4 protein-coding genes are annotated in these 12,563 nt (G+C 38.7%); 2 read left to right on the forward strand and 2 right to left on the reverse strand.

From position 1 onward, the window contains the following. The first annotated feature begins 150 nt into the window (after positions 1-150). A complete protein-coding gene (locus tag B0I22_RS03075; protein WP_133943173.1) occupies positions 151-5,169 on the forward strand; it encodes a translocation/assembly module TamB domain-containing protein in 5,019 nt (1,672 codons plus the stop codon). A gap of 55 nt (positions 5,170-5,224) precedes the next feature. Continuing rightward, positions 5,225-7,573 carry a translocation and assembly module lipoprotein TamL gene (tamL, locus tag B0I22_RS03080; RefSeq protein WP_133943175.1) on the forward strand — a complete coding sequence of 783 codons (2,349 nt, stop codon included), beginning with the start codon at positions 5,225-5,227 and terminating at the stop codon, positions 7,571-7,573. 153 nt (positions 7,574-7,726) lie between these two features. On the opposite strand, the gene B0I22_RS03085 is transcribed toward tamL, so the two are convergent. Together B0I22_RS03085 and B0I22_RS03090 are read right to left on the reverse strand one after the other, a co-directional pair. Continuing rightward, on the reverse strand, positions 7,727-9,148 hold the full coding sequence (locus B0I22_RS03085) for an efflux transporter outer membrane subunit (RefSeq protein ID WP_133943177.1): 1,422 nt from the start codon (positions 9,146-9,148) through the stop codon (positions 7,727-7,729). 166 nt (positions 9,149-9,314) lie between these two features. Next, positions 9,315-12,485: an efflux RND transporter permease subunit gene (locus B0I22_RS03090; protein WP_133943179.1), complete on the reverse strand. Its 3,171-nt coding sequence runs from the start codon at positions 12,483-12,485 to the stop codon at positions 9,315-9,317. Between the last annotated feature and the right edge of the window lie 78 nt (positions 12,486-12,563).

The raw sequence follows: 12,563 nt of genomic DNA on the forward strand, positions 1-12,563 counted from the left end.
TTCTCCATATATTTGAGAAATAACTTAATTTGAACGGAAAGCAAAAGTACTAAACGAAAATTTTGAAAGCGTAATTTTTTGCACAAAATTCATAAATAAAACTTTATAGTACGGTATTTGCTTACTCTAAAAATAAAAAATAAACTAGGTTTGAAAAAAATCAACAAAGGAAAAATTCTCAGACGTTTTGTCAGAACCATCATTAGCATTGTGGTTTTTTTTATTTTGCTCATCTTCAGTTTGAGATTGCCGTTTGTTCAGAATCTTATTAAGGACAGAGCCATCACTTATCTCGAAGGTAAAATCAAGACAAAAGTAAGTCTGGAAAAGATTTATATCGGTTTTCCAAGCAGTGTGGTTATTGAAAATCTGCATTTGAAAGGTCAAAATATCGATACACTTTTGGCGGTGAAAAAGTTTGATGTCGGCTTAGATATGTGGCAATTGATGAAGTCGAAAGCAGATTTGACTTCGATAGATTTGGAAGGCGTTCGCGCAAATGTTGTCCGTGATCCAAAAGGAAGATTCAACTTTGATTATATTTTAGATGCATTCGCCACTTCCGAAAAAGAGGAAAGTCCGTCCAAACCGTTTATCATTTCTCTTGATAAAATTAATCTGAAAGACATCGGCGTTACTTTCAACGACCAGCAATCTAAAAATGACATCAAGGTTTATTTTAATTCATTCGATACGCGCGTAAAAACTTTCGACCTTCAAAATAACAAATATGCGGTCAACGACATCAATCTTGATGGTTTAAAATTAAAACTGAAACAAGATTTAATAGAAGAAGTTTCCAAAAATGTTGAAGAAAAAGTAGATTCTCTCAATCAGAAAAAACCAATGCAGTTGGGATTGAGCGGAATCAAACTGACGAATTTCAATATCGATTACGGCGATGATAATTCCAAGACTTTTGCTAAAGTTTTGTTTAAAGAATTAAGCACAAAAATAAATAATCTTGATTTACAAAATAATGCTTTTGACGTTGGAAACGTTTATTTGACGGGCGCAAAAATCAACGCCAACTTATTTCTTCCAGCTTCAAATGCGAATCCGAAAGAAGAAAAAACAACAGAAGTTTCAAAAAATACAACGCAGGAAAAAGCGATGAAAGTACTTCTCGGAAAATTGATTTTCGAAGATGTAAAAGTCGCTTACAACAATACAGCCGTTGCGCCAACCAGAAGCGGAATGGATTTCAACCATCTGAATTTTGGAAAAATGAATATCGACGTTCGTGATTTCAAAATGGAAAACAATGGTTTTGTGGGAAGTGTAAAATCGGCTGAAATTCAGGAATCTCGAGGTTTGGATATTCAAAAATTCAATACGGATTTTGTTTATTCTGACAAAGAAGCTTATCTGAAAGACCTTTATCTACAAACGCCAAAAACGATTTTGAGAGATGAAGTGGTTCTTAATTATAACTCAATCGAACAATTATCTTCGAATCTTGGCGCAGTCAAAATATCGGCAAGCATCAAAGATTCAAAAATCGGTTTTACTGATATTTTGAATTTGGTTCCAACGCTCAGAAACACAGCGCCGTTTAACAAATATCCAAACTCAACATTGAATGTCAATGCCAATGTGAGAGGAACCGTAAACGACCTTTTCATCAATGAACTGAAAGTTTCCGGTCTGGATCAACTTCGAGTGAACGCTTCGGGAAGAATCCGAAATGCTATGAATCCTGACCAATTGTATTACGATTTGAAGATTGGCGAATTGGCCTCATCTGGAAAGACCATTTTCAATTTGGTTCCGAAAGGCACGATTCCATCCAATATTTCTTTGCCTTCGCATTTCAGCATCAAAGGTTTTGCGAAAGGAACGACGAAAGTGGTGAACACGAATTTGAATCTCCACTCAACGCTTGGAAACGCTGGAATCAGCGCTCAAGTTGATATGCGAAGAAAAAACCGTGAGTTGTACGATGTGAAAGCCAACTTGCAGAATCTTCAAATCGGGAAGATGATTCAGAACAAAGATTTGGGCGCAATCACAGCTCAGATTTCTGCAAAAGGCGAAAGTTTCGATTTCAAAAACGCGAATGCAAATCTTGTCGGAAACGTACAATCTGCGACGTACAAGGGTTACCGCTATCAAAATATGAATTTGGTCGGCAAGATCAATCGTGGCGCTTACAATATTGTTCTCAATTCCAAAGACCCGAACGCGAATCTTAATCTGACCGCTTCTGGCGTTTATGATGAGAAAAATCCGACGGTAAAAGTCAATGGAACTATCAATAAATTAGATTTAAATAAACTTGGATTCTACAGCTCGCCAATGATTTTGGCTGGCGCAATTGATGGTGATTTTACAAGTCTTGACCCAGATAACTTAAATGGTTATTTGAATTTGAAAAACTTTGCCATTTCCGATGAAAAGGAAGTTTATCCGATTCAGGAAATGAACTTGTTGGCGGTTTCTACGCCAGATTCTAATCAGATTAAATTTAATTCGCAAATTGCTGACGTAGAACTCAACGGGAAATATAAATTGACTCAGATTTTCGGAGCATTATCGCAAACTGTCAATCAATATTATCAATTCCAAAAACCGAGCAAAGAGAAGATTGATGAAGGACAGTTTTTTACGCTTAATGCAAACATCAAAAATGATGACTTGATCAGAAAATTTGTTCCGGATTTGAAAAGTTTTGAAACCATCAACATCGTAGGAAATTACAACGCAGATTCTCAGAAAATAGAGTTGGACGCAAAGATTCCACAGGTTTTGTATGGCACGAATACACTCGAAAATACAAACATTAAAATCACAAATGAAAACCAGGCTTTGCAATACAATCTGGACGTCGCTTCTTTGAAAAGTGAAAGTTTTGCATTGAACAAAGTCAATATCAACGGCGATGTGGCGGAGAATATCATTAATTATAACATCACGACAAAAGACGATAAAGATGCCACGCAATTTCTGATTGCCGGAAATGCCAAATCGATGAATGACATTACCGAAATCTCTTTAAATCCAAACGGTTTGAAATTAAACTATATGGATTGGACGGTTGCGGAAAACAACAAAATCCAAATCGGAGGTCAGGGAATTTTTGCAGATAATTTCAGATTGTCGAATGCTGGAAGTGAGATTTTGGTTCAGTCCGAAAATTCGTCGCCAAACAGTCCGCTGAATGTTTCGCTTAAAGATTTTAAAATTGAAACCATCACGGAAATCATCAAAAAAGATTCTCTTCTGGCGAAAGGAACGATCAACGGAACAGCACAACTGCGAGATTTAAATAAAAATATGACGTTTATGTCGGACATCGATGTTTCGGATTTGTTCGTTTTCGGAAGTCCGGTTGGAAATCTCGATATCAAAGTTGATAACCAAACGCCCGACGTTCTGAATGCCAATATCGCACTTTCCGGAAACAATAACGATGTGAAAATCACTGGAAATTACAACACATCGGCAAGCAGTTTTGATTTGAATCTGGCAATGAATCAACTTCAAATGCAGACTTTGCAAGGCTTCACGATGAATGCGATTACGAATACGGAAGGTTTTCTGTCCGGCGATTTAAAAATTACGGGAACGACGACTGCACCGAAGATTTTGGGCGATGTAAAGATGAATAATGTCGGATTGATGATTGCGCAAACTGGAAGTGATTTTAGAAATATCAATGATAAAATTGGATTTACAAACCGTGGGATTGAATTTGATAATTTCAAAATCAATGACAAAGACGGCAATTCTCTAAGAATCAATGGTCAGGTTTTAACGCAGACGTATAAAGATTTTGCCTTCAATTTGGACCTTGACGCGAAGGATTTCAAAGTGGTAAATTCTGAGAAATCAAACGATGCAATGATGTACGGAATCTTGGCAATCGACGCAGGATTGAAAGTTCGCGGAAATCTCGATCTACCGAAAGTGGACGGAAGATTGGCGGTTTCTGAAAATACAGATTTTACGTTTGTACTTCCTCAGTCAAGCCCATCGTTGCAGGAAAGAGACGGAATTGTGGAGTTCATAGACCAAGACCAGATTGCATTGAACAAAACGATTAAAACAGATTCTCTGGATTCTCAAACCAACTTCAAAGGAATGGATGTGAGCGTGAATATTGAAGTGAGTAAAGAAGCAAAAATGTCCATCATCATTGATAAAGCGAACGGCGATTTTGTGAAACTCCAAGGTGAAGCAGATTTGACGGGCGGAATTGACCCTTCTGGAAAAACCACTTTGGTCGGTGTTTATCAAGTAGAGAAAGGAAGTTATGATATGTCAGTGAGCCTATTGAAAAGGAAATTTGACATTCAGAAAGGTAGCACCATTACTTGGACAGGCGAACCAACAACTGCAACGCTTGACATTACGGCGGTTTACAAGTCGAATGTTGCGCCAATCGATTTGGTGGAACAGCAGATGACCGATACAGAACTGAACCAATTCAAACAAAGAATTCCGTTCAATACTTTATTGATTTTGAAAGGCGAATTGATGAAACCTCAAATCAGTTTTGATATTACCACAGACGAAAAAAATAACTCGGTTTCATCTTTGGTGACCGAAACGATTGACGGTAAATTGGCGCAACTGCGAGAGGATGAAAACGAAATGAACAAACAGGTTTTTGCGATGCTTTTGCTTAACAGATTCATCGGAGAAAATCCTTTCCAAAGTAATTCTGGCGTTTCTGCGGAGACGATGGCGAGACAAAGTGTGAGTAAGATTTTGTCTCAACAGATTAATAATTTAGCTTCAGATTTGATCAAAGGTGTTGATCTTAATTTTGACCTTGAATCTTCCGAAGATTATTCCACCGGAACTCAAAACACAAGAACAGATTTGAATATCGATGTCAGTAAAAAATTATTGAATGATCGTTTGAAAGTGTCTGTAGGAAGTAACTTCGGAGTGGAAGGCGAAGCAAGACAAAATGAAAACACAACCAATATCGCCGGTGATGTGACCGTAGATTACAGCCTTTCCCGAGACGGACGATATATGCTCCGCGCTTATCGAAAAAATGATTACCAAGTGGCTTTGCAAGGGCAAATCGTGGAAACGGGCGTTGGTTTCATCATCACTTTGGATTATAACAAATTCTCTGATATTTTCCGAAAATCAAGAAGAAACAACAGAGACAGTAAGAAAAAACAAGACAAGGAAGTCGTGGAATTTAAATAATGAAATTGCTGAGAAATAGCGATAACATTTGATTAAAAACAGTTAAGAACTACAAATGAAGATCAATCTAAATACATATTGTAAATATTTTTTAGCATCGGGAATTACGGCATTTGTGATGTCTTGTAGCAACACCAAGTTCCTGAAAGAAGGCGAAATGCTGTATACTGGAGGCGAAGTGAAAGTGGAAAATGACAGCATTTCCAAAAAGGAAAAGAAGGCTTTGAAAAGTGCTTTGGAAGAAAATCTGACACCCAAACCGAACTCATCTTTTTTTGGATTGAGACCAAAATTGTACGCTTACAACGCAACCAAAGAACCTGAAAAGGAAAAAGGATTGAAATATTGGCTCAAGTACAAATTTGGTGAAGAGCCTGTTTTGTTGGGCGATGTTGATAGAGAATTCAACAAAGATATCATCGTCAATTATTCTGAAAACAAAGGTTATTTCAATGCGAAAGCAAAGTACGACACGGTTTCGAAGAACAAAAAGGCGCAAGTCATTTATACCTTGAATCCTGGTAATCAGTATTTGATTAATAAGGTTAATTTTCTTCAAGACTCAACCTTAATCAATCAGGAAATTCAGGCAATTAAAGATAAAAGTTTGTTGAAACCTGGAAATCCTTTTGACCTGGAAGTCATCAAATCTGAAAGACAAAGAATTGATGATGCGATGAAGGACAAAGGTTTTTATTATTTCAGTCCGGATAATATCATTGTTCAAGCCGACAGCACGGTCAGTAAAAATCACAAAGTTGAGTTGAATGTCAAACTGAAAGACAACACGCCAAAACTCGCAACCGAGCAATACACGATTGATAAAGTGGTGGTTTTTCCAAACTACAATCTTCGCGATGCCAAGCGTGGAAAGTACAGCATTCCGATGAATCCAGATTCTCTGAAAGGCTATGAATACAATGACATTTATGTAGTCGATCCAGATAAAAAGTTCAAACCAAGAATTTTTGACCGGGCTTTGTATTTTGATAAAGGCGATGTTTACAACAGAAAAGACCATAATTTATCACTCAATAGATTGATTAGTTTAGGCGTCTTCAAATTCGTTAAAAATGAATTCATCGTATCAGATTCTTTGAATCACAAGTTTGATGCTTATTATGTTTTGACGCCGAGAGAGTTACAATCGTTGCGTTTGGAAGCTTTAGGCAGAACCAACTCTGCAAATTACGCCGGAAGCGAACTGAATCTCAACTGGACCCAACGAAACTTTTTCCGAGGGGCAGAACAATTCAAAGCGTCTGTTTATGGTGCTTTTGATGTTCAGATTGGCGGGCCTGCAGATGCGGAAAATATCTTCCGAGCTGGAACCAATGCGCAATTGTCGATTCCGAGAATTGTGGCGCCATTCAGATTTAATTCGTCAAGTGCGTTTGTGCCTCGAACCAATATTCAGATTGGATATGAGTTCCAAAACAGAACGACTTTGTACACTTTGAATACCTTCAATGCATCATTTGGTTATCAATGGAAAGAAAATGTAAGGAAAGAACACGAGCTGAAATTGATTGATGTTTCATTAATTTCTCCGGCTAATATAACGCCGAAATTTGAAGATTTAAAGAGAAACAATCCATATCTCCAAAGAGTAACGGATAGACAATTGATTTTCGGACCAACGTATTCTTTTACATATTCCACGACGATGCTTCCTCAGAAAAATACTTTCTATTACAAAGGAATGTTGGATTTGGCGGGAAATATCACGGGACTTTTGACTGGCGCAAATTATAAAAATGGAGACATCAAAAATATCTTCGGTGTTCCATTCAGTCAATATGCGAAGATGGAAAATGACTTTAGATTTTATCATAAATTCTCTGAGAAAACTTCCTTTGCTTCGAGGTTCATCGGAGGCGTGGCAATTCCTTACGGAAACTCAGAACACATTCCTTTTTCAAGACAGTTTTTTGTTGGTGGAAGTAACAGTATCAGGGCTTTCCGTGCGAGAACTTTGGGACCTGGAAGTTATGATCCAAGAACTGCCGAAAATACGAGAGCACTTTTTGATCAAGCAGGTGACATTAAACTGGAACTGAATGCAGAATACCGTGTGAACCTCTACAAATTCTTGAATGTCGCCGTGTTTGCAGATGCTGGAAATATTTGGTTGATGAACGATGATATCGACGAAAATGGAATCAACAGCAGACCAGGCGCAAAGTTTACCAGTGATTTTATGAGTGAAATTGCAGTGGGAGCGGGCGTCGGTTTGCGTTTGGATTTCTCAATCTTGGTTTTGAGATTGGATTTGGCGATGCCTCTCAGAGTTCCTTACTATGCAAAAGATGAACGTTGGGTTTTGGATAAAGTTAAATTTGGAGACGGCAGTTGGAGAAAAGACAATTTGATTTTGAATATTGCGATCGGCTATCCTTTTTAATTGTACAATCAGTTTAAATAATACAAGAGTGAACCATTTGGCTCACTCTTTTTTGTTCTTAAATTGTTTATATTAATGAAAAATGGCCGGAACTTTTCCGACCATTCTTGTTACCCGAAAGTAACTTTTAACAAAAAATAACTTAAACTTTATTTATTTCCATCCGCCTCCAAGAGCTCTGTAAAGATCAACAATACTGCTGAGTCTTTGTCTCTTGATGGAAGCCAGATTCAATTCTGCTTGGAGTGAATTTGCCTGAGCTGTTATCACTTCCAGGTAATTTGCCATTCCGCCTTTGTAAAGGAGTTCGGCACTTTTGATTCCGTCTTTCAGCGTCGTCACTTGTTCCGAAGCTTTCACTTCCTGAGCTTTTAAACTTTCATTGGAAACTAATGCGTCAGAAACTTCGCCAACAGCATTCAGAACAGATTGACGGAAAGCCAAAACATTTTTTTCTCTTTGGATTTTCGCGACATTCAAGTCGGTTTTCAATTGCCTTTTTTGGAAAATCGGTTGCGTGATTCCTCCCAAAACAGAACCGAACAACGAAGCCGGAATCTGAAACCAGTTATCAATTTTAAATGAATTCACACCACCATTTGCCGTGATTTTCAACGCTGGATACATACTTGCCTGCGCAATTCCTACCAGAGAATTGGATTCCAACAAAACCAATTCTTGCTGACGAACATCCGGACGACGACTCACCATCGCTGCTGGAATTCCGGTCGAAATATTTTGTGGTAATGATGAATCGGACATTTCAATCGTTCTGCTGATTCTATCTGGATTTTCACCCACCAAAATACTTAATGCATTTTCCTGAATGGCAATATTTTGTTCCAGTTGCGTGATCAAAAGTTCAGTTGATTCTGTTCTGGCTTTCGCCTGCTGAACGCCCAAAGAAGTCGTTTCGCCACCTTTCCAGATTTTCTCTGTGACATCCAAAGTATTTTTGCTGAGTTCCAAGTTAGATTTCGCAACATTCATTTGTTTGTCAAGCATCAGCAAATTGTAATAGCCTTGCGCAATCGCTGCGACAACTTGAGTTTGGATTGCTTTTGAAGCTTCGTAAGTTTGCAGATATTGAACTCTGGAAACTTCCTGCTGCTTTTTAATCTTTCCCCAAATGTCAGCTTCCCAACTTAAATTGAAAGCCGCATTATAATCTTCAACGTGGCTTTGTCCTAAAAATAAGTTAAGACTTTGCCCATTCATACTATTTTTGGAAGGCTTCGAGATTTGTCCCGAAACGCCAAAAGTGATGTCCGGATATTGCAGATATTTTGCCTGAAGTAATCGTTCCTGTGAAGAAGCCACTTGTTTCAAAGCGATTTGCAAATCGTAATTATTTTTGATTCCTTTCTCGATCAAGTTTTGCAAGATCGGATCTTTAAAGAATTGCCTCCATTCCAAATCTGCAACGCTTGCTGTGTCCGCTGTAGCCGTATATTGAAACTGTTCTGGCACATCGGGTTTTACTTTTTCTAAAGCTAATTTTGGCATACAGGAAACTGCACCTCCTGCGACGATGATGGCCACCAAAATATCTTTTATCTTATTTATTGTGTTCATTTATTTTCTTTTATATAATTATTTAGAGCATTGTTTTGAACATAGAATCTCACGCAGCCCGACTTGAACGGAAATCCTTTTTTTGCTTGGGCATTAGCGTTGGCTAAAAAGATTGGGAGTGGAAGGCGGAAAAGCTGCCCAAAACAATGCTACAAATTTTATCAGTTTAAATATAATTCAAAGCTGCTTTTTCCTTTCTAAGTTTACGTTTCTTTCTACTGGGCATTTTCTCGTGCAGATATTGGAAGATCACGTACATCACCGGGATGATGAAAATCCCGAAAACTACTCCTGTAAACATCCCACCAACTGTACTGATTCCAATGGAGTGATTTCCTTTTGCAGCCGCACCTTGCGTCCAAACCAACGGCAACATCCCAATGATAAAAGCAAATGATGTCATCAAAATTGGTCTTAATCTTAACCTCGAAGCTTGAAGCGCAGATTCAATCAAAGTTTTGCCTGCTTTTCGTCTTTGAACCGCGAATTCCACAATCAGAATCGCATTTTTCGCAAGCAATCCAACGAGCATAATCAATCCAACCTGAACGTAAATATTATTATCGATTCCAGCCAAACCTGTGAAAGCATACACTCCGAAAATACCTGTAGGAATCGTTAAAATAATTGCAAAAGGAAGGATGTAACTTTCGTACTGCGCCGCCAACAGGAAGTACACGAACAAAATACTTAGAAGGAAAATGAATCCGGTTTGTCCACCCGTTTTGATCTCTTCACGCGTGATTCCTGTCCATTCGTAACCGTAACCTCTTGGCAATGATTGTTTCGCAGTTTCCTCAACTGCTTTGATCGCATCTCCCGTACTGTAACCAGGTTTCGGCGTTCCATTGATTGTCACGGCGTTGAAAAGGTTATTTCGAGTCACCGTTTCTGGTCCGAAAGTTCTTTTCAAGGTCACCAAAGTTTTCACTGGAACCATTTCGCTTTGGTTATTTTTTACATAGATTCCCTCAAGTGAATTGGCGTCGGTTCTGTAAGGAACATCGGCTTGAGCCATCACACGGTAGTATTTTCCAAACCTGTTGAAATCGGAAACGAAACTACTTCCGTAATAGATTTGCATCGTTTGCATCAGGTCGGTTACAGAAACACCTAATTGATTGGCTTTATCAGAATCAACTTCAATCGTATATTGAGGATTTCCTGCGGCATAAGTTGTGAAAGCAAACGCAATCTCCGGACGTTTCATCAATTCGCCAATGAAAGCCTGAGTTGTAGTTCCCAATTGTTCAAAAGAACCGTTGGTCTTGTCCTGAAGCATAAACTCAAATCCTGAAACGTTACCAAAACCTTGAACAGTAGGGAAGTTGAAGAAGAAGGTACTCGCGTCTTTCACTTGAGAAACTTTCCCTGTTAATGCCGCAGCAATCTGATCTGGATCACTCATTGCGCCTCTTTTGTCCTGATCTTTTAGCTTGATAAAACCTGCAGCGTAAGGCGATGCGTTGGCATTACTGATGAAATTTAAACCGTCTGCTACCCAAAGATGTTTTGTGGATTCTTCTTTGTTGATGATCTTGTCAATTTCTGCAGTGGCTTTGTGCGTTCTTTCCAATGAACTTCCTGGAGGCGTATTCACAGCGAACAAAACAAAACCTTGATCTTCCGTTGGGATAAATCCTGTAGGCGCTTTATTAATTAAGAAAATTGTAAACGCCGTTATCAAGACAAGTCCGCCAACACCGACCCATTTATTTTTAATTAAAAATTTAAGACTGTAAATATATTTTCGAGTCATATTATTGAAGGCCGCATTGAAAGCGTTGAAAAACCTCGCTCCAAAACCTTTTTTCTGACCGTGCTCGCCGTGTTCACCTTGAGGATTACTTAGTAAAAGAGCACATAAAGCTGGACTTAATGTCAATGCATTGACTGCAGAAATTAAAATCGCAATCGCTAATGTAAATGCAAACTGTCTGTAGAAAACTCCTGCTGGACCTTGCATAAAGCCAACCGGAACGAAAACCGCTGACATTACCAAAGTGATGGAGATGATTGCTCCCGAAATCTCACTCATCGATTCTCTTGTGGCTTGCTCAACTGGCAAACCTGTGTGTTCCATCTTGGAATGGACAGCCTCGACAACCACAATCGCATCATCGACGACAATACCAATGGCCAGAACCAACGCAAACAAGGTTAACATATTGATACTGAATCCGAATAAATTAAGGAAGAAAAATGTTCCGATAATCGCGACTGGAACCGCAATTGCCGGAATCAAAGTCGATCTAAAATCCTGAAGGAAAATATAAACCACAATGAAAACAAGTATAAAAGCAATCACCAAAGTTTCCACAACCTGATGGATCGAAGCGTCCAAAAAGTCTTTGGAATTGTACATAATGATCGGCTCCACACCTTTAGGAAGCGTTGTTTTCATTTCTTCAACTTGCTTCTCAATCTCCGTAATGATCTCGTTGGAATTGGAACCAGCCGTTTGTAGAATTGCGAAACCAGCAACTGGTTTTCCATCAACTCTGTTGGATGCGGTGTAGCTGTAAGAACCAAATTCAACTCTTGCTACATCTTTCAATCTCAAAAATGAACCGTCATTGTTGGATTTGATCACGATGTTTTCGTAATCTGTATTTTGGTTAAGTTTTCCTTTGTATTTTAAAATGTATTCGTAAGTTTCCTTACTACCTTGTCCCAATCGTCCAGGCGCCGCTTCAAGATTGCTATTTTTGATGGCAGCAAGAACTTCCTGAGGCGAAAGATTGTTATCAGCTAATCGGTCTGGTTTCAGCCAAACTCTCATCGAGTAATCTCTGGCGCCGAAAACCTGAGCCTGCGCAACTCCGGGAATACGCTGGATTTGTGGAATGACATTGATTTTCAGATAATTCTGTAGGAATAATTCGTCATATTGTTTAGGATCACTACTTGAAAGTCCCATAAACATAATCATACTGTTCTGAACTTTCTGAGTCGAGATCCCAGCCTGAACAACCTCTTGTGGAAGCTGGCTCATGGCTTTGGAAACTCTGTTTTGAACGTTCACCGCAGCATTATCCGGATCTGAACCTTGTTTGAAAAAGATACTCAAAGTCATCGATCCGTCATTACTGGAATTCGATGTCATGTAAGTCATATTCTCCACACCATTCACAGCTTCCTCGATTGGATTGGCAACAGAACGTGCGACAACTTCGGCATTTGCACCAGGATATGATGCAGTTACCTGAACGCTTGGTGGCGCAATGTCGGGGAACAATGTGATCGGCAATTGAAACACCGAAAGTGCTCCCAATAATAATAAGATGATCGAAATAACCGTTGAGAGTACTGGTCTTTCTATGAATTTTTGTAGCATAAGAAGTTTAGTTTTTGTTGAGCCGTTAAACTGTGAATTTGTAAAATCGTTTTTGGATTCAACGATTCAACAGTTTTA

The sequence above is a fragment of the Epilithonimonas xixisoli genome, assembly GCF_004365655.1.
GTDB classification, from domain to species: Bacteria; Bacteroidota; Bacteroidia; order Flavobacteriales; family Weeksellaceae; genus Epilithonimonas; species Epilithonimonas xixisoli.

Bases quoted from the DNA above. Each gene is read 5' to 3' on its own strand.
- B0I22_RS03090 (WP_133943179.1), bottom strand. From the start codon at position 12,485: ATGCTACAAAAATTCATAGAAAGACCAGTACTCTCAACGGTTATTTCG.
- B0I22_RS03085 (WP_133943177.1), bottom strand. From the start codon at position 9,148: ATGAACACAATAAATAAGATAAAAGATATTTTGGTGGCCATCATCGTC.
- tamL (WP_133943175.1), top strand. From the start codon at position 5,225: ATGAAGATCAATCTAAATACATATTGTAAATATTTTTTAGCATCGGGA.